Origin of the sequence: Acinetobacter sp. TUM15071, from assembly GCF_008980925.1 — a bacterium.
GTDB lineage: Bacteria > Pseudomonadota > Gammaproteobacteria > Pseudomonadales > Moraxellaceae > Acinetobacter > Acinetobacter dispersus.
Window position 1 is genome coordinate 211,157 of sequence record NZ_BKGB01000002.1, and the last position, 18,397, is coordinate 229,553.

Here is an 18,397-nt window from a genome sequence, read left to right on the forward strand (position 1 = left end):
TACTCAATTTGTTCAAATTTTCTTTTATACTAGGTGTGGATAAACACAAAAACAATGTCATGTTCAGCCATTTACCTTGATAGTTTCGGCAATTTAACATGTATACAAGGCGCAATTATTTTTCTTGTCAATTGCCCAATTTGATATTTTAGACGGTTATTTAGGTCAATTATCGTGAATAGTAAAGAAACTGAAGGATTCAATATGAGCCGTGATACGATCAGCATCCACTTCGTGAATGCGGCTTTAACAGGTGTTAAACGCCTAGGCATGGACGTTGAAACGTTACTTTCACATGTCGGCATAGAGGCTGAATTACTCCGCCAACCGAAGGCTCGAATCTCTCCTGAGCAGTACACCCGTTTTGTAAAAATGTTATGGATGGTTACCCAAGACGAACACGTTGGTTTCGATGTACAGCCACGTCGCTTGGGTACATTTGCAATCATGTGCCAATTGATCATCCACTCCAAAACACTTGGACAAGCACTGGAACTCTCCTCTCAATTCTACAAACTGTTTGGAGATGAATGGTCGGTAAGCTTAGAACGTGACAAACATGAAGCACGTTTAGTCCCACACATTCCTAAAGCTTTAGATCCTGATCATTTCATTACTGAAAGCATGCTGATGATCTGGCACGGTCTAGCATCATGGTTAATTGAACGTCGCCTACCTTTAGAGCGTGTGCATTTTGGTTATGAACGTCCTAATCATGCTGATGAATACGATGCATTGTTCTTCGCCCCAGTGATGCAATTCGATGCACCACGTACCGAAATCACCTTTGCTGCAGATTATCTGGATCTCCCAATCCGTCAAGATGAAAAGACTTTAGAAGAGTTCTTAAAAGCAGCACCTGCCCAACTGTTAGTGAAATTCAAAAATACCAACTCGTTGACTTCACGTATTCGTGATGTATTAAAGAGTCAGATTGGCGAAGAAATGCCAACACTCAATGATGTCGCGGCAATGTTGTATTTATCACCACAAACTTTACGTCGTCGTTTGGCTGCGGAAGGAAAAAGCTATCAAGGGGTCAAAGATGCCTTGCGTCGTGATGCTGCGATTCATTTATTGTTGACGCCAAATCTCACCCTTGAAGATGTAGCACAGCAAGTCGGCTTTAGTGAAACCAGTACTTTCCACCGTGCATTTAAGAAATGGACAGGTGTAACACCTGGTTTATATCGTCAGTTGCACGGCCATCATAACTAATAACGACAATGCAGTGTTCAACCATATACAGTTGAACACTGCATTTTAAATATGCTAATAATCAAGCAGACCTCTACAATGTGCTTGAATAACAATGATTATTAAAAAAGCTGACTTTTCTCACCCACAAGTTCAAAATTTGATTTATATCCATTTGCATGGTCTACATCAAAATACCCCACTTGAACATAGTTTTGCATTAGACCTCAGCAGTCTGCAAAAAGATTCCATTAGCGTCTATACCTTATGGAAAGATGGGCAATTACTGGGCTGTGGCGCAATCCAAGAACTGACACCCGACCATGCAGAAATCAAATCTATGCGGACTCACCCTGCCCATTTACGTCAAGGGGTCGCAGCACAACTACTGGAATATTTGCTAGAACTTGCCCAGCAACGTCACTATCAAAAAGTCAGTTTAGAAACAGGAAAAGATAGTCACTTTGATGCAGCAATCAAACTTTATAAGAAGTTTGGCTTTGTTGAAGGTGCAGCTTTCGCAGAATATACCGAATCACCCTATAACCAATTCTTTCATTTAGATTTGTCGAATGAGTCCATAAACTCAAGCTTGAGATGATCTACGCATTGAATAGCCATTGCTCAATGCCTTTTGGATAAACAGGATATTGAGTCAGTGCGATTTGTTCTCGACTTAGCCACTGTGCGATATAGCTATGTCCATTAGTTTCGCAACCCTGTATCTCGTGTCGCTGATACATATGCGAGCCTAAAAATTCAGCATCATATACAAACACAATTTCATGACCTTGCTGCCCATCAAAGCTAAATAGATTTTCCATGACGCAGACTAGTTTAGGTTGTGTCAGCTGCTGCTGAATTTCTTCCAAGACCTCTCTTTCAATTGCCTGAATAGATGTTTCCCCGAACTCGATACCACCACCGATCGGTCTGAAAAAATATTCATTCTTGTTGGAATCATACGCTTTTACAAGTAACACCTTTTCATTATGACGAAATAGGCATAACGCTTTTGCTCGAATAGACGTCATTGCACGGCCTTAATCTGTTCTAAAAACTTTTCTGCTTGTTTTGGGGAAGTCAGACGAATAAATTGGATATGTTGATATCGAGTACCATTCATCATCGCCAAATACTTTTTTCTATTTTTAGCATGATGACTGATCATCCATAAAATAATTGAATCCTTAGACATAAAACTGATCTTAAAACTTTCTCGATTATTCGAGTTTGGCCACAATCTTTTTTGCGTCACTGCCCGAGCAATTGCTCGTTTGACTGATCGATACAGATTTAAAGAAAATGAATAGTCCAACCAAATAATGGTATCAACATATCTCAGCTTCAAATCTTGCGTTCGAGAATAATTACCATCAAGTACCCATCCACCCGTCGCTCGATCCATTTGACTTTGCAATTTGGGGAAAAATTCGTGATCAGGTGTTTCTTGCCAATCATCTAGCCAAAATAAATCATCCATTTCAATATGAGTCACAGCTAGCTTTTGAGCAAGTTGACGAGCAAAAGTAGTTTTTCCAGCAGCAGATGTGCCTACGACATTGATAAATTTCATCTCACAACACCTTATTTTTGAGCTATTACTTTACTCACATTGATGATGAGTCTTTATATGTTCAGATGCTTTATAAAACGTCTGGTTTGCGCTGGGGTTGTTAAACGAATAAACCGAATATGCTGATAGTCAGGATTCTGCATCAAATCGAAATATTTATTACGATTTTTAGGATAGGATTTAATTAACCAGATAAAAATAGATTCTTTGGACAGCATCAATTTTAAACTTTCCCGATTATTTGAATCTTCCCATAACTTTTTCCGACTGATCACACGCCCGAATGTACGCTTGGTCAAACGATATAAATTGATGTAAAAGGCATAATCTAACCAGATGACGGTATCTACTTTCTCCATCATCATTGGAGTAGTACGGGTATAAAGACCATCAATGACCCACCCTGCTGTAGCATTTTTCATGGCGATTTTTAGCTTCGAAAACAAGGCTTCATTTGTCGATTCTTGCCAATCATCCAGCCATAGTAAATTATCAAGTTCGATATATTGTAATTGTTGTTTTTGTGCCAACTGTCGGGCAAGTGTCGATTTACCCGAACCTGTGGTACCAATAATATTAATAAACTTCATTTGTTATTAGCACAATCAAAAGGCAGGTGAGTTTAAACAACTTGCATCGGCTTGTGAACCAGTCGATGCAAGTTATAAATCAATCACTTGTCTCTTGCCGCTTGAATCAGTTTCGCAGCATTGTCCCCTGTCACCTGCCAAGTGAGACAACGCACGCTGCCACCCATTGGACAAACACTTTCAGCATTTACGGGAATGACTTTCTTGCTGGTATTCTGCTTAATGATCGTGAGTGCTTTTTGATCATGCGGCATATTAAAAGTTGGCACATAAATATTGTTCTGTGTGACCGTGGCATTCAAATTCACACCACATGCAGACTCAAAACCTTCCCATTGACCTTTGGGATTGGTTTTATATTCAACAGGCACTTCCACAATTTTTGCAGTTGGAAATGAAGCCTTTAACTCCTTCATTACGGTTGTTCTAAATGATGGTGTTTTTGAATAGTCATTCACAAGCAATGTATTTTTATCCACCCAACTGACCATACCATCTGAATGTGCTAGCACTTCTTCATCTGGCTCTAAAATGGCAACTTCAGTTGCACCCAATGTTGTTTTTAACTCTTGTTTGGCCTCGTTATAGCTAAGCTCATTATCTTCCATAAAACGTGTTGTGGTAATGACACGACCCGCATAGTCATCAACGAGGTTCCCCCCATCAATCATCAAATCAGTTTTGGCTCTTTGAATTTGATAACGGTCAGCAAATTGATTAAAGCTTTTTTGCACATCTTTACTTTGTTTCTTGGTCATCGAGGCCCAAGTATAGGTAAATTGCACAGGCTGCATTGGATTAACCGTAGTAAAGTCGCGCATCCAGATATCACGGACATCATCTACCAGTAAAATATCTTCAGGCACTTTTCCCGTGAAATAAGGCTTGGTATCCTCATCCACCAAAATCACGACATTATCATTGCCCAAAATCGATTTTGCATAATCAATCTGAAAATCTACAATTCGTTGAAAAGCGGATTTGTAATAAGGATCATGTACAGAAGGCGCAGACAACACCAATAACATTCTGTCGTCAGCGACTTGATTTGAATAGGTTTGGCTCACCTTGTTTTTATCCTCGATTGCTTTGTTATTTTCAATATTCCGTCCAGATGAATCACATCCAAAAAGTGACAAGATCAATGCCATAACAGCATAGTGACGCTTTAATTTTATCATGTGCTTTCGCCCATCTTTTCTATCAATCATTTCCAAATGCTAGTCTAATCGAAGATCTCGCAAGACAAGTCAAAGAATACCAAAATTAACGCTTGGCTTGATCACTCATGCAATCTATCAAATTGGCGAAAAGCATCAAACTTGCCAATGTTTATCATCATTGCACTGACACTTAAATTGAGTACACTCGATAAACAACAATTTTAAGGTGATACAAGGAAAACCTATGAGCGAGGCCTACATTATTGATGCCATTCGCACACCACGCGGAAAAGGGAAAAAAGACGGCTCACTTCATGAAGTCAAACCGATTACTTTACTCACATCATTATTGAATGAATTACAACAACGCCATCAACTTGATACATCAAAAGTCGATGACATCGTCTTAGGTTGTGTCACACCGATTGCTGACCAAGGTGGTGATATTGCTAAAACTGCTGCCATTGCAGCAGGTTGGAATGATGATGTTGCTGGTGTGCAAATCAACCGTTTCTGTGCATCTGGCTTGGAAGCAGTCAATTTGGCAGCACAAAAAGTCCGCTCTGGTTGGGAAGATATCGTTGTCGCAGGCGGTGTGGAGTCCATGTCACGCATCCCGATGGGCTCTGATGGCGGCCCTTGGGCACTTGATCCTGAAACCAACTTAAAATCTTCTTTTGTGCCACAAGGCGTTGGCGCGGACTTAATTGCAACCTTAGACGGCTATAGCCGCGAAGATGTCGATGCTTTTGCAGTCGGCTCACAACAAAAAGCAGCGGCAGCACAAGCCAAAGGTTATTTCGATAAATCCGTGGTGCCTGTTAAAGATCATTCGGGTGTACTGATCTTAGAAAAAGATGAATTTATTCGAGGTGCTACCACCGTTGAAGGTTTGGCAAAACTGAATGCCAGCTTTGAAATGATGGGACAAATGGGCTTTGATGCCGTTGCCTTACAGAAATACCCAGAAGCACAAAAAATTAACCATGTTCATCATGCGGGTAACTCATCAGGCATCGTTGATGGTGCTGCAGTGGTGTTATTGGCTTCTGAAAAAGCCGTCAAAGAACAAGGCTTAAAACCACGTGCCAAAGTACTTGCAACGGCATTGGTGGGTACAGACCCGACCATCATGCTCACGGGTCCTGCGCCTGCTGCACGTAAAGCCTTAGCCAAAGCTGGCCTAACGATTGATGATATTGATCTATTTGAAGTCAATGAAGCGTTTGCGGCCGTGGTGATGCGTTTTATCAATGAACTCAACGTTCCAGCTGAGAAAGTCAATGTTAACGGCGGTGCAATTGCGATGGGTCATCCATTGGGTGCAACGGGTGCCATGATTTTGGGTACTTTGCTGGATGAATTAGAGCGTCAAGGTAAAAAACGTGGCCTAGCCACATTATGTGTTGGTGGTGGAATGGGGATTGCCACCATTATTGAAGTTGTATAAACACCCAACGCTCCCAGAAATATGATACTCGGAAAGGTCATTCGCAACCTGCATAGTATATGCAATTTATTGTTTCTACGATCAATTTTATAAATGAAGAAATTGAACAGGTTTTGCGAATGACAATGGTTTTGCCTACTTTTGCCGAAACAAAAGTAGGTCGAACCGAAGGTTTATCCTGAAATTAGATGAGAGCTAAACAAGACCCTGCTATGCGTATTTTCATAAATACAGATAAACGGGTGACTTGAAACAAAGCTTATAAAATATTGGACGATGATATATGAGCGCTATTAAATACGAAAAAAACGCTGACAATATTGTAATTCTTACCCTTGATTCATCGGATCAATCTGCCAATACCATGAATGCAGAATTCCGTGATTCACTCAATGAAGTCAGCCAAAAGCTCAAAGCAGAAACGGATCTAAAAGGCATTATTTTCCGTTCTGCCAAGAAAACTTTCTTTGCTGGCGGTGATCTAGATGAGTTGATTCAAGTTCAACCTGAACATGCCACTGAGTTCTTCAAAATGATTGAAGAACTCAAGGGGGACTTACGTGCGATTGAAACTTTAGGTGTGCCCGTTGTGGCTGCCTTAAATGGTACGGCGCTTGGTGGTGGCTGGGAAATTGCTTTAGGCTGCCATTACCGTATTGCCATCAATGATCCAAAAACCAAATTTGGTTTGCCTGAAGTGACCTTAGGCTTGCTGCCAGGCGGTGGTGGTATCGTGCGTATGGTACGTTTACTTGGCTTACAAAATGCATTTCCATTCCTAATGGAAGGTAAGCAGTTTGGCGTGGATAAAGCGAAGTCGCTCGGTTTGGTACATGACACTGCTGAGAACGAACAAGAGCTGTTAGACAAAGCCATTGCTTGGGTCAAAGCCAATCCGAAGTCGCAACAGCCATTCGATATCAAAGGCTACAAAATCCCAGGAGGCGATCCGAAAACGCCTGCTGTGGCACAAGTGCTTGCGATTGCCCCTGCGATGCTACGTGATAAAACCAAAGGCTGTTACCCTGCGCCTGAAGCGATCATGGCGGCAGCAGTAGAAGGTGCGCAGGTTGATGTTGATACTGCTTTACGTATCGAATCACGGTACTTTACTCAACTCACAGTCGGTCAAATTTCTAAAAATATGATCGGTACTTTTTGGCATGGTCTAAATGCAATCAAGTCTGGCGCAAGTCGCCCTGCGGATGTTGCAAAATGGCAAGCGACTAAAGTGGGCGTGTTAGGTGCAGGTATGATGGGTGCAGGCATTGCCTATTCAACTGCAATCAAAGGCATTCCTGTAGTTTTGAAAGATGTCTCTGTTGAAAATGCAGAAAAAGGCAAAGCATATTCGCAAAAACTACTGGATAAACGTGTTTCACAAGGTCGTATGACCGCAGAAAAGCGTGACCAAGTTTTAGCACTGATTACTGCAACGGCAAATGCGGCGGACTTGCAAGGCTGTGACCTGATCATCGAAGCAGTATTTGAGAACCAAGAACTGAAAGCCAAAGTGACTCAAGAAGCTGAACAATATTTGGCTGAAGGTGGAATCTTTGCATCGAACACCTCTACCCTACCTATCACTGGTTTGGCGACGGCGAGTAAAGATGCTCAAAAGTTCATTGGACTACATTTCTTTAGTCCAGTCGATAAAATGCAATTGGTTGAAATTATCAAAGGTAAACAGACCTCTGCTGATACATTGGCGAAGGCTTACGACTTTGTTCAGCAAATTGCCAAAACACCTATTGTCGTGAATGACAGCCGTGGCTTCTTCACCAGCCGCGTGTTTGGTACATTCATTCAAGAAGGCATGCGTCTACTTGCAGAAGGTGTGCATCCAGCGAAGATTGAAATGGCCGCTCTCAAAGCAGGTATGCCGGTTGGCCCACTCGCTATTCAGGATGAAGTCTCTTTAACTTTGACTGAGCATGTGGCTGGTGAAACCCGCAAAGCATTGCAAGCAGAAGGTAAAGATTTGCCAAAAACCCCAGTGGATGACGTGGTACACACCATGATTCATGAGCTAAACCGTAAAGGCAAGGCTGCGGGTGCTGGTTTCTATGACTATCCTGAAAATGGTAAAAAACATTTATGGGATGGACTCAGTCGTTGGCAGAAAGAGAACAATATTTCTGAACAAGACATGATTGACCGTTTCCTATTTGTACAAGCACTGGATACTTTACGCTGCTATGAAGAAGGTGTTTTAGAGTCTGTGATTGATGCCAATGTCGGTTCGATATTCGGGATTGGCTTTGCCCCTTGGACAGGTGGTGCCATTCAATTCTTGAATCAAAATGGCATTCAAAAATCCTTGCAGCGTGCCGAGCAACTGGCGGCACAATATGGTGAGCGTTTTACACCACCAAAATTATTGAAAGAAAAAGCGCAGCAAAACACTGTGATTCAATAATCTCAATCTAGCCAAGCCAATTGGCCCGTACGGAACTCCTTGTCTGTACGGGCTTTTTTATATGCTCGACAAAATCGCAGCAAAACATCTGAGTAATACATCACAATTTATGCTATAACTTGCTCAATTCTGATTTATTTTTTTGCATCATTTGGAAATTTCTTATGTCTGAAAAACTCTGCCCAGAAACTTCGCCTTGGGGTTGGAAAGCATTAATTATCACCACAATTCTCAGTGTACTGTTTATGGTGATTTTCTACTTGGCTATTAATAATGAACCAGATTATATGCCAATGAATCAAAAGAAAGCGGCTACCCCAGTTGAAATGTCACAATCATCAGTGATAACAGAAACAGGGACAACGGAAACACATCAACACAATCACTAAAGTGTTATTGTCGAATATGATAAATCCGTGTAAAACATGGGTTTATCATGATATTCGAGATTTTCAATGCTTCAACAAAATCGTCAGGCACTGGTCGTTGAAGGCGGTGGAATGCGCGGTGCATTCACCAGCGGTGTCTTAGATGCATTTTTACAGCAACAATTTAATCCCTTTGATCTTTGTGTCGGTGTTTCTTCTGGTTCAACCAATGTCGCCAACTACCTCGCTGCCCAACAAGGTCGCACCTTACAAATCTATTTAGATCATTCTCTACGTACCGAATTTATCCAATATCGTCGCTTTTTCAAGGGTGGTGACTTACTGGACTTAAAATGGATGTGGGATGTGGTAGAAAAAGAGCATCCACTCAATCAAGCCCATCTATTTGCCAATCATCCTGAATTTTATATGGTATTGACCCATGCCATTTCAGGTGAAGCCACTTATATCAAAGCGTCCAAAGACAATATCTTAGAAGGTCTGAGAGCATCCAGTTCAATTCCTGTCTTAACTCGTCAAGCGGTTGAAGTCTTTGGTGAACCTTATTTTGACGGTGGTGTTGCAGATGCCCTTCCCATCCATTGGGCAGCGCAACAGCATGATGTATCTAAATTAATGGTGCTCAGAACACGTCCTCAAAATTATTATAAAGCCAGCAGTAAAGGTGATCAGTTCCTTGCGAAATACCTGTTTAAACAGCAGCGTGGTTTTGCGCAAAGTTTATTAACGAGGACTCAACGTTATAACGATGCCGTCGAATTTACTCGCACACCCTCTGAACAGAAAATCTTGGAAGTTTGCCCACCTGATTTTAAAAATATGGCAGGTCGACTTTCAAAGAATAAAGCCAAGATCCGTTATAGTTATGATGTAGGAATAGAAACAGGGTTAAAGGCAATCGAAGACTGGAACAAGCTTTAATTTTTATACAAACAAATCCAATTTTCCTTTGGATGGCGAAGCGTTTTTTCTTAGTTCAACGATGGCAGCATCTTTGGTCTACGCGTCCCTATCCAAAGTGTGAGCCAATTTTTTATTCAAAATTTCCACTTGGCAAATCAGCCTCAAAAGGCGCAAAATCTAGTTTTATGTTTTGTTATTTTTGGAATTTATTATGAATAATCAACCATCCCCAAAAAAAGATTCAAATGAAGAAACCGTATTGGGATGGAAATTTGTCATTATTGTCGGTGTGCTCAGCACGATCTTTTTAAGCTTTTTCTATTTGGCCATGACCCAAGAACCTGATTATATGCCAGGCGCACAACGTAAAGCGCAACAACAGGAACATGCTCAAAATAGCTCTTCAGCGAGTTCTGAAGTGGCTGCCCAAACTCAGCAACAGCCATAAACTCAGTCCAATTCAAGCTCATTCACTTCATTCTGAATTTACTGTAGAAGTGGCATCCGCATTTCAATATGAGGGATGCCACATTCATCATATTCATCCCCTTGCACCACAAAACCAAGCTGCTGATAAAATGACATCGCATGGACTTGTGAAGACAAATGCAGGAATGCACGTTCCTGCTGCTTTGCAAAGGCAATAATATCCAGCATGATCATTTGACCAAGACCTTGCCCCCGATAGGCCTTAAGCACAGCAACGCGCCCCACACTATTATTTTGTAATAATCGTGCTGTCGCAATCGGCTGATCCTGATCATAGATAACAAAGTGTTGTGAGATCGCATCTTGCTCATCCCACTCATCCGCTTCAGCAATACCTTGTTCCAGAATAAAAACCAATGTTCGGATCAATTTCGCATCTTGCTGTAATTGATCCCAATTTCCCTGTTTGACTTGGTACATCGTTTTCTCTGTTTTAATTAACACTTACAGCCAATATTCTCGACTGGCATCTGATCTTGCAATAATAATTCCAGACTCTGTTTTTCAATGCCATACATGGCTTTTAAAGCTTGAATCTGTTGAATGATTTTGGCATCAGGTTGTTGAATATCTTTGCGCTTGGTCGCAAGAATCATTTTATTCTTACTGGTATGCTCCAAAGACACAAACTCAAAAACTTTGGTTTCATAACCATAAGCTTTAAGCAGTAATGCACGTAATGTATCCGTTAACATTTCTGCCTGTTGCCCCGCATGAATACCAAATTGCAACATCGGTTGTAACACCTCAGGACTTTGCAGCTGTGGACGAAGTTCTTTATGGCAACAAGGCGCACACATAATCATGGATGCATTGAGACGAATCCCAGTATGAATAGCAAAGTCAGTGGCGATATCACAGGCATGCAATGCAATCATCACATCTAACTTTTCTGGTTGATAACTACGAACATCCCCTTCAAAGAAATCAAGATGACTAAAACCCGTCTGATCAGCAACATTCTGACAAAACTCAACCAAGTTTGAACGTAGTTCAACGCCCGTAATTAACGGTGTTTTCTGCTGCGCCTGCAAATAGTCATATAAAGCAAAAGTTAAATAACCTTTGCCTGAGCCAAAATCAACAATATTCAATTCTTGCTGTGAAGCGTCAACCTGTTCATACGCATGCGAAAAGATTTCAATAAATTTATTAATCTGTTTCCACTTGCGTGCCATGCTTGGGACAATTTGCCCTTTTTCATCGGTAATCCCGAGATGTTTTAAAAATGGACTTTGCTGTTGCACATAACGCTGCTTTTCACGATCATGCTGCTGTTGTCCTACTTTGTCGGCAGAGTCTTGCTTCTTCTGACGATTCAGCATGGCTTTCTTTTTGTTTTTCTTAAGCTGAATATCTTGCTCCAAGCTAAATAAGTTGGCCTGTTTACACTGATTCAATAATTCAGCAATTTTCTCTAAACCTTCATCTATCGTATAGTTTTTGGTCACATCTTGCGTAGTATGGTGATATAAGCAAGACAACATTACTTGTCCTTGCAGCTCAATCACACGCAAGCTTATCTTTTCTAGTTGCGCTATTTCACCTTTATATTGACTCAAGATGAGGCGATCAAAGCTTTTATTTTCAATAGATTGCTGGATATCCAAGAAAAACTGCTGTTCTTGTTCAAAAGAAAATTGCGGCGCAAACATAATGAAAACCTGACAAATAGAAACTAAATTTTAAAGCGTCTTACTTTAAAAGGGAAATTGCATTACGATACAGTTGTATTTTTATGCAACCTGAAAGCTTGATGAACACAAAAACACTGCTGGACTATGACCCGAAAGAAGAACTGATTAATGCCTATAGCCATGGTATTGGTGCTGCACTGGCTTTAATTGCCTCAATCTTTATGATTATTAAGGGCCAGTATTTACCATTGGGACAGTGGATCAGCTTATGGGTCTATGGTTTTAGCCTTGTTCTCTTGCTTGCAAGTTCCATGCTTTATCACTTTGCGCTGGATGAACGTAAGCGTTATTGGTATAAAAAACTGGATCATACTGCGATCTATTATCTCATTGCAGGCACCTATACCCCATTTTTGAGTATCGCGATTCCAACCGCCAAAGCACATTATTTGCTGATTGCATTATGGGCCATTGCCCTGATCGGTACACTGTTCAAACTGGTCTTTATTCATCGTTTCCAGAAAATTTCTTTAGCTGCTTATTTAGTTATGGGATGGTTAGCCGTTTTGGTTATGGATGATATGCAGCGCTATCTTTCCAAAGATGCTGTGCAACTGCTGATTGCAGGTGGTTTGGCTTATACCATCGGCACATTGTTTTATGCCTTAAAAAAGGTAAGATATACCCACGCAATTTGGCATGTTTTTGTGCTATTAGGCGCAGGATTACACTTTTTGGCAATCTACTGTTATGTATTATAAGTCCATATATAGCATTAAGTTTTCGAAGTAAAACTGCACATTCAAAAGGAATTTTCAAGACAACCTCTATTCTGTTTCTTGAATGAATAACATGAAGGTCTTGTATGTCGTCAAGCACTACGACTGCCACCCCAGAAGTGGCCAGCAATTCAAAAGTACGGGTATTATTTGCCAGCCTTGTCGGTACGACGATTGAGTTTTTTGACTTTTATATCTATGCCACCGCAGCAGTACTCATTTTTCCACATTTGTTTTTCCCAGAAAGTAGCGATGGCGCTGCGGTGCTCAAATCTCTGGCAACCTTTGCGATTGCCTTTATTGCACGTCCTATTGGTGCTGCGATTTTCGGACATCTCGGTGATCGGATCGGACGAAAAGCGACATTGGTTGCAGCCTTGCTGACCATGGGGATTTCAACCGTCTGTATTGGTCTGTTACCAACCTATGCACAAATTGGTCTCGCTGCACCACTGTTGCTTGCCTTGTGTCGTTTAGGCCAAGGTTTGGGCTTAGGTGGTGAATGGAGTGGTGCGGTACTGCTTGCCACGGAGAATGCTCCAGAAGGCAAACGCGCTTGGTATGGGATGTTCCCACAACTCGGTGCCCCGATCGGTTTTATCCTTGCAACAGGTTCATTTTTATTACTCAATGCTTTTATGTCTGAACAGGCGTTTATGACTTGGGGCTGGCGTATTCCATTTATCGCCAGTGCAGTATTGGTTTTAGTCGGCTTATATATCCGTTTGAAGTTGCATGAAACACCTGCCTTCCAAAAGGTATTGAATAAGCAGAAAGAAGTAAATGTCCCTTTCAAAGAAGTCATGACCAAACATTTTCCAATGTTGGTGCTCGGGACAATTGCAGCCATCTGTACCTTTGTCGTGTTCTATCTCACTACCGTATTTGCCTTGAACTGGGGAACCACAAAGCTCGGCTATGCACGTGGTGACTTCTTGGTGTTACAACTGTTTGCAACCCTCTGTTTTGCTGCCTTTATTCCCCTATCTGCAATTTTTGCAGAGAAATTTGGTCGTAAAAATACATCGATTGCAGTGTGTATTCTTTCAGCCCTATTCGGATTGTGTTTCGCACCGCTATTAGGTTCAGGTAGCCCGATTTTGGTGTTCTTGTTCTTATGTATCGGTCTTTCAATTATGGGCTTAACCTATGGACCAATTGGCACAGTCCTGTCTGAAATTTTCCCGACTTCCGTTCGCTATACAGGCTCAGCTTTAACCTTTAACTTGGCGGGTATTTTTGGGGCTTCTTTCGCACCATATATCGCAACAAAACTGGCAGAAAGCTATGGTCTGGGTGCAGTCGGTTTATATCTCAGCCTAGCTTCTATCCTCTCTTTAATCGCATTCTTACTGATGCGCGAAACTAAAAATGATGATGTAAACAACCAGATCTAATCATCTTTTTTTCAGATGATCTGTGTAAAACATCAACTCAGATCATCTGAAATACCATTCAATTGCATAGTTTTTATCTTATAAAGTTGCTTTTATAACAGCATTCTTCCAAATATTTTTTATGCTAAAATAACCGCCTTCATTTTTTTTAGACGATTGTGTTATGTACGCAGTGATTATCGTTGCCGTATTTTTAATCAGCTTTTTATATACCTATTTCCGGGGTAAAGAAAGATTAAAAGCATCTCGACAATTATTTGACCATTCGACATTTTTAGCGCCAGTGAACATGTTCATGACTGGTTTTTCTAAATTGCCGAACCAACCCTTCTTTGACGTGGCACAGTTTCCAGAACTGAAACCATTGCAAGATAATTGGCAAGTGATTCGAGAAGAAGCAATTCAACTGCAAAACCAAATTAAAGCGTCTGAAAAAAATAATGATGCAGGCTTTAACACCTTCTTTAAACGTGGTTGGAAACGTTTCTATCTAAAATGGTACCAAGACAGCCATCCTTCAGCACAGCAACTCTGCCCAAAAACAGTGGCTCTGCTGGAAAGCATTCCTTCGGTGAAAGCCGCTATGTTTACCGAACTACCATCGGGTAGTTATTTGGGTAAACACCGTGATCCTTATGCAGGTTCTGTACGTTATCACTTGGGTCTGGTCACACCAAATAGCGATGATTGCTTTATTGAAGTCGATCAAGAGCGTTATAGCTGGCGAGATGGTGAAGCAACCGTTTTTGATGAAACTTTTGTGCATTGGGCTGAAAACAAAACTGATGAAACCCGTATCATCTTATTCTGTGATATCGAACGTCCAATGAAATGGGGCTGGGCACAAAAGCTGAATTATTGGTTTGGTCGTAATGTGATGTCTGCAGCCAGCTCACCAAATGATGATCAAGACAAAACTGGTTTTATTAACCGTATTTTCAAATATGGTTATGCGGTCCACCATTATGGCCGTGGCTTAAAAGAGCGTAATCGCCCGCTCTACTATGTGTCTAAGTGGGTGCTATTTGCTATTTTGATTGGCTTAATTTTATTACCAAGTTTTTTATAAAAATATTCTTCCATAAAAAAGAGATGCAATTGCATCTCTTTTTTATTTTAAACAAATTGTAATTAATTTGCTTTTGCTGTCTGTGTGCTTGCAGTTTGTGCAGCTGCAGCATTAGCCGCTTGAACAGCCGTTTCACCGATTAAAGCAATCTTAGCTTTTTCTTGGCTTTGTGCTGATAATGCAGGGTTAGATGCCACAATACGATTGATATTGGCAGAGTTTGCAGGTGCAATTGCTGCAGTTTGCAATACAATTGGGCGATTACCGGTATCACCTAGCGTATAGCGAATGCCAGTACGCGGGCTAATCACTGTAGTCACTTCACGTTTTATTTGCGCTTCTGCTGTATTTGTACCTTTTGCTGCCAACACTTTATCCACAGTCGTGGTTTGTGGCGCATCATTTGCAAATGCAAAACCAGATACCGCCGCACTTGCCAAAATTAAAAGTTGTAATGGTTTTTTCATTGTCTTCCCGCTTTTAATGCGAACTCAATCAAGATCTATAAGTCCAATAATGAAACTACAAAGCGTGCTTGGACTCAAGTAAATTCTCGTAAAAAAAGCAGAGACCAATGCTCTGCTTTTTTATTTCAGCTTAATCTAAGTCGAAGCTTAGATTTTACCGTGACATTGTTTGTACTTTAAACCTGAACCACATGGGCAAGGTGCATTACGACTTTCTGGTACTGGGAATGTATGGTCAACAACTTCTTCAGAAGCTGTGACTTCACCAGTGAGACCATCGACATCATCATGCTCGAAAGAAAGACGCATTGATTCAGCCTGACGTTGTTGCTGTGCTTCAAGTTCTGCTAATTCTTCTGCTGTCGGTACATGCACACGAGAAAGGTCCGTCACGACATCAGACTTGATCACACCCAACATATTTACAAATAAGTTGAATGCTTCTTTTTTGTATTCTTGCTCAGGGTTTTTCTGTGCGTAGCCACGTAAGTGAATGCCTTGGCGTAGATAATCCATTGCAGCCAAATGATCTTTCCAGTGACGATCAAGCGAGTTCAACATAAAGTGACGCTCTAGCATTGCTGCTGATTCATCACCCATTTGTTCACGACGTTGACGATAACGCGCAATCACTTCATCAGAAATACGTGCCACTAGACCTTCTTCATCTAAACGACGATCTTGGTCTAACCATTGCTGCACTGGTAATTCAATGCCTAAATCCGCATGCAAGGCATTTTCCAAACCTTCAATATCCCATTGATCATGGATTGATTCTGGTGGAATAAAGTTAGCAATTAAACCTTTGATCACTTCATGATGCATTTCTTCGATGTAGTCTTGTAGCGAGCTTTCAGCCAAAACATCATCACGTTGTGAGTAAATAATCTTACGTTGTTCGTTGTTTACATCATCATACTTCAATAAGTTCTTACGAATATCAAAGTTACGTGCTTCAACTTTACGTTGTGCATTTTCGATTGAACGGCTTACCATTTTATGTTCAATCGCTTCACTTTCCTGCAAGCCCATTGCACGCATCATGGCAACCACGCGGTCACCTGCGAAGATACGCATCAAGTCATCTTCAAGTGATAGATAGAAGCGAGATACACCTGGGTCACCTTGACGACCGGCACGACCACGCAACTGGTTATCAATACGACGTGATTCATGACGCTCAGAACCAATGATATGTAAACCACCTGAACTTAAAACGTCTTCGTGATCTTTTTCCCATTGTGCTTGTAAGCGTGCTTCATCTTCAGGCGTTGAATTCTCGATTTTGGCAAGTTTCGCTTTCCAGTTACCACCGAGCAAAATATCCGTACCACGACCAGCCATGTTGGTTGCGATCGTTACTGCATTCGGACTACCCGCTTGCGCAATAATATCTGCCTCACGCTCATGCTGCTTCGCATTCAAGACTTCGTGATGGATACCTGCTTGTAATAACTTAGAAGAAAGGATTTCACTTGCTTCAATAGTTGCCGTACCAATCAAAATCGGTGCAACACCCTGCTGACGAATATTGGTAATTTCTTCAATAATCGCAGTGTATTTACCATTACGGTTTAAATAAATTAAGTCATTATGATCGACACGTACCATTGGACGATGTGTCGGAATAATCACAACATCTAAACCATAGATTTCTTTCATTTCCGAAGCTTCAGTATCGGCAGTACCTGTCATACCTGAAAGCTTTTTATATAGACGGAAATAGTTTTGGAAAGTTGTAGTTGCAAGCGTTTGGTTTTCAGGTTGAATTTCCATGCTTTCTTTGGCTTCAACCGCTTGGTGCAAGCCTTCTGACCAGCGACGACCAGGCATGGTACGACCCGTGCTTTCATCCACAATAATGACTTCTTCTTTTTGAGTCTGTGGATTCACACCAATGATATAGTGCACGTTCTTTTGATAGAGATAATGTGCACGAATCGCTGCAGTCACATGGTGAACCAAATTCAAATTGGTTGCTGAATACAGGCTTTCACCTTCAGCTAACAAGCCCATTTCAATCAGTTTTTGCTCAACTGTTTCATAACCAACTTCAGTCATTTCCACTGAACGTTGTTTCTCATCCACCCAGAAATGTCCGCCATCAGCCACTTTCTCTTCTTTTTGAGGGCGCAATGTTGGAGGAATATTATTAATGAGCTGATAAAGATGAGATGAATCTTCACTTTGACCAGAAATGATCAATGGCGTACGCGCCTCATCAATTAAAATTGAGTCAACTTCATCGATGATGGCGTAGCTTAAACCACGCTGTTTTTTCTCTTGTAGAGAAAAAACCATGTTGTCACGTAGATAGTCGAAACCGAACTCGTTGTTGGTACCGTAAGTAATATCTGCGGTATAAGCTTGTGCTTTTTCATCAGGCATTTGCATGGAGTAAATCACACCAATACTCAAGCCTAAGAACTCAAATAATGGACGGTTTAACTCAGCATCACGTTGCGCCAAGTAATCATTCACGGTAATCACGTGAACGCCTTGTCCGCTTAATGCATTGAGGTAACAAGCCAAAGTACCCATCAAGGTTTTACCTTCACCTGTACGCATCTCAGCAATTTTACCTTCGTGCAAGGTAATACCACCGATGAGCTGCACATCATAGTGACGCATGCCCATGACACGTTTTGCAGCTTCACGACAAACCGCAAAAGCTTCTGGTAATAATTTATCTAAACTTTCACCATTATTAAAACGTTGTTTGAATTCTGGAGTTTTTGCAGAGAGGTCTGCATCGTTAAGAGCAGATATCGTCGGTTCAAGCGCATTGATTTGTTCAACAATTTTACGCATGCGTTTGAGCTCGCGCTCATTTTTTGTACCGAAGATACCTCCGATCAGACTTGCCAACATG

At 41.2% G+C, this 18,397-nt stretch carries 18 protein-coding genes; 10 read left to right on the top strand and 8 right to left on the bottom strand.

Going from position 1 to position 18,397, the window contains the following annotated elements:
* Positions 1-204 precede the first annotated feature (204 nt).
* Both GBI66_RS03030 and GBI66_RS03035 read left to right on the top strand, forming a co-directional pair.
* A complete protein-coding gene (locus tag GBI66_RS03030) occupies positions 205-1,218 on the top strand; it encodes an AraC family transcriptional regulator (RefSeq protein WP_004652394.1) in 1,014 nt (337 codons plus the stop codon).
* A gap of 94 nt (positions 1,219-1,312) precedes the next feature.
* Entirely contained in the window at positions 1,313-1,798 is a 486-nt protein-coding gene (locus GBI66_RS03035) for a GNAT family N-acetyltransferase (RefSeq protein ID WP_151715112.1), read from the top strand.
* A gap of 1 nt (position 1,799) precedes the next feature.
* Here GBI66_RS03035 and GBI66_RS03040 read toward each other — a convergent pair whose 3' ends face one another.
* The 4 genes from GBI66_RS03040 to GBI66_RS03055 form a co-directional block, all read right to left on the bottom strand.
* A complete protein-coding gene (locus GBI66_RS03040) occupies positions 1,800-2,231 on the bottom strand; it encodes an NUDIX hydrolase (RefSeq protein ID WP_151715113.1) in 432 nt (143 codons plus the stop codon).
* On the bottom strand, positions 2,228-2,773 hold the full coding sequence (locus GBI66_RS03045) for an AAA family ATPase (RefSeq protein WP_005192949.1): 546 nt from the start codon (positions 2,771-2,773) through the stop codon (positions 2,228-2,230). Before GBI66_RS03045 ends, GBI66_RS03040 begins: the two co-directional genes overlap by 4 nt.
* A gap of 53 nt (positions 2,774-2,826) precedes the next feature.
* Complete coding sequence (locus GBI66_RS03050; RefSeq protein ID WP_151715114.1) at positions 2,827-3,363, bottom strand: AAA family ATPase; 537 nt, start codon at positions 3,361-3,363, stop codon at positions 2,827-2,829.
* Positions 3,364-3,446: 83 nt separating this feature from the next.
* Positions 3,447-4,544 (bottom strand): agmatine deiminase family protein, encoded by a 1,098-nt coding sequence (locus GBI66_RS03055; RefSeq protein ID WP_151715115.1) that lies wholly within the window; start codon positions 4,542-4,544, stop codon positions 3,447-3,449.
* 226 nt (positions 4,545-4,770) lie between these two features.
* Here GBI66_RS03055 and GBI66_RS03060 point away from each other — a divergent pair, with 226 nt between their 5' ends.
* From GBI66_RS03060 to GBI66_RS03080, 5 genes are all read left to right on the top strand, one after another.
* Complete coding sequence (locus GBI66_RS03060; RefSeq protein WP_151715116.1) at positions 4,771-5,976, top strand: acetyl-CoA C-acetyltransferase; 1,206 nt, start codon at positions 4,771-4,773, stop codon at positions 5,974-5,976.
* A 283-nt stretch (positions 5,977-6,259) separates the two neighbouring features.
* Positions 6,260-8,395: a 3-hydroxyacyl-CoA dehydrogenase NAD-binding domain-containing protein gene (locus GBI66_RS03065; protein WP_151715117.1), complete on the top strand. Its 2,136-nt coding sequence runs from the start codon at positions 6,260-6,262 to the stop codon at positions 8,393-8,395.
* Between the two features lie 164 nt (positions 8,396-8,559).
* The gene (locus tag GBI66_RS03070; RefSeq protein ID WP_151715118.1) at positions 8,560-8,784 is read left to right on the top strand and encodes a hypothetical protein; all 225 of its coding nucleotides are present in this window, start codon (positions 8,560-8,562) and stop codon (positions 8,782-8,784) included.
* A 66-nt stretch (positions 8,785-8,850) separates the two neighbouring features.
* The gene (locus GBI66_RS03075; RefSeq protein ID WP_151715119.1) at positions 8,851-9,705 is read left to right on the top strand and encodes a patatin family protein; all 855 of its coding nucleotides are present in this window, start codon (positions 8,851-8,853) and stop codon (positions 9,703-9,705) included.
* Between the two features lie 193 nt (positions 9,706-9,898).
* A complete protein-coding gene (locus GBI66_RS03080; RefSeq protein ID WP_005206134.1) occupies positions 9,899-10,135 on the top strand; it encodes a hypothetical protein in 237 nt (78 codons plus the stop codon).
* Between the two features lie 38 nt (positions 10,136-10,173).
* On the opposite strand, the gene GBI66_RS03085 is transcribed toward GBI66_RS03080, so the two are convergent.
* Both GBI66_RS03085 and GBI66_RS03090 read right to left on the bottom strand, forming a co-directional pair.
* The gene (locus GBI66_RS03085) at positions 10,174-10,596 is read right to left on the bottom strand and encodes a GNAT family N-acetyltransferase (RefSeq protein WP_151715120.1); all 423 of its coding nucleotides are present in this window, start codon (positions 10,594-10,596) and stop codon (positions 10,174-10,176) included.
* A 17-nt stretch (positions 10,597-10,613) separates the two neighbouring features.
* A complete protein-coding gene (locus GBI66_RS03090; RefSeq protein WP_151715121.1) occupies positions 10,614-11,831 on the bottom strand; it encodes an SAM-dependent methyltransferase in 1,218 nt (405 codons plus the stop codon).
* A gap of 101 nt (positions 11,832-11,932) precedes the next feature.
* Between GBI66_RS03090 and GBI66_RS03095 the strand changes: the two genes are divergently transcribed.
* From GBI66_RS03095 to lpxO, 3 genes are all read left to right on the top strand, one after another.
* Complete coding sequence (locus GBI66_RS03095) at positions 11,933-12,574, top strand: hemolysin III family protein (RefSeq protein WP_151715122.1); 642 nt, start codon at positions 11,933-11,935, stop codon at positions 12,572-12,574.
* 104 nt (positions 12,575-12,678) lie between these two features.
* Positions 12,679-13,989, top strand: a complete 1,311-nt coding sequence (locus tag GBI66_RS03100) for an MFS transporter (protein WP_005208771.1) — start codon at positions 12,679-12,681, stop codon at positions 13,987-13,989.
* A gap of 163 nt (positions 13,990-14,152) precedes the next feature.
* Entirely contained in the window at positions 14,153-15,058 is a 906-nt protein-coding gene (gene lpxO, locus GBI66_RS03105; RefSeq protein WP_005208773.1) for a lipid A hydroxylase LpxO, read from the top strand.
* A gap of 62 nt (positions 15,059-15,120) precedes the next feature.
* Here lpxO and GBI66_RS03110 read toward each other — a convergent pair whose 3' ends face one another.
* Both GBI66_RS03110 and secA read right to left on the bottom strand, forming a co-directional pair.
* Positions 15,121-15,525 (bottom strand): hypothetical protein, encoded by a 405-nt coding sequence (locus GBI66_RS03110; RefSeq protein ID WP_005192975.1) that lies wholly within the window; start codon positions 15,523-15,525, stop codon positions 15,121-15,123.
* 147 nt (positions 15,526-15,672) lie between these two features.
* On the bottom strand, positions 15,673-18,396 hold the full coding sequence (gene secA / locus GBI66_RS03115) for a preprotein translocase subunit SecA (protein ID WP_151715123.1): 2,724 nt from the start codon (positions 18,394-18,396) through the stop codon (positions 15,673-15,675).
* Between the last annotated feature and the right edge of the window lies 1 nt (position 18,397).

Bases quoted from the DNA above. Each gene is read 5' to 3' on its own strand.
- GBI66_RS03050 (WP_151715114.1), bottom strand. From the start codon at position 3,363: ATGAAGTTTATTAATATTATTGGTACCACAGGTTCGGGTAAATCGACA.
- GBI66_RS03095 (WP_151715122.1), top strand. From the start codon at position 11,933: ATGAACACAAAAACACTGCTGGACTATGACCCGAAAGAAGAACTGATT.
- GBI66_RS03070 (WP_151715118.1), top strand. From the start codon at position 8,560: ATGTCTGAAAAACTCTGCCCAGAAACTTCGCCTTGGGGTTGGAAAGCA.
- GBI66_RS03035 (WP_151715112.1), top strand. From the start codon at position 1,313: ATGATTATTAAAAAAGCTGACTTTTCTCACCCACAAGTTCAAAATTTG.
- secA (WP_151715123.1), bottom strand. From the start codon at position 18,396: ATGTTGGCAAGTCTGATCGGAGGTATCTTCGGTACAAAAAATGAGCGC.
- GBI66_RS03085 (WP_151715120.1), bottom strand. From the start codon at position 10,596: ATGTACCAAGTCAAACAGGGAAATTGGGATCAATTACAGCAAGATGCG.
- GBI66_RS03110 (WP_005192975.1), bottom strand. From the start codon at position 15,525: ATGAAAAAACCATTACAACTTTTAATTTTGGCAAGTGCGGCGGTATCT.
- GBI66_RS03045 (WP_005192949.1), bottom strand. From the start codon at position 2,773: ATGAAATTTATCAATGTCGTAGGCACATCTGCTGCTGGAAAAACTACT.
- GBI66_RS03080 (WP_005206134.1), top strand. From the start codon at position 9,899: ATGAATAATCAACCATCCCCAAAAAAAGATTCAAATGAAGAAACCGTA.
- GBI66_RS03055 (WP_151715115.1), bottom strand. From the start codon at position 4,544: ATGATAAAATTAAAGCGTCACTATGCTGTTATGGCATTGATCTTGTCA.
- lpxO (WP_005208773.1), top strand. From the start codon at position 14,153: ATGTACGCAGTGATTATCGTTGCCGTATTTTTAATCAGCTTTTTATAT.
- GBI66_RS03065 (WP_151715117.1), top strand. From the start codon at position 6,260: ATGAGCGCTATTAAATACGAAAAAAACGCTGACAATATTGTAATTCTT.
- GBI66_RS03060 (WP_151715116.1), top strand. From the start codon at position 4,771: ATGAGCGAGGCCTACATTATTGATGCCATTCGCACACCACGCGGAAAA.
- GBI66_RS03040 (WP_151715113.1), bottom strand. From the start codon at position 2,231: ATGACGTCTATTCGAGCAAAAGCGTTATGCCTATTTCGTCATAATGAA.
- GBI66_RS03030 (WP_004652394.1), top strand. From the start codon at position 205: ATGAGCCGTGATACGATCAGCATCCACTTCGTGAATGCGGCTTTAACA.
- GBI66_RS03090 (WP_151715121.1), bottom strand. From the start codon at position 11,831: ATGTTTGCGCCGCAATTTTCTTTTGAACAAGAACAGCAGTTTTTCTTG.
- GBI66_RS03075 (WP_151715119.1), top strand. From the start codon at position 8,851: ATGCTTCAACAAAATCGTCAGGCACTGGTCGTTGAAGGCGGTGGAATG.
- GBI66_RS03100 (WP_005208771.1), top strand. From the start codon at position 12,679: ATGTCGTCAAGCACTACGACTGCCACCCCAGAAGTGGCCAGCAATTCA.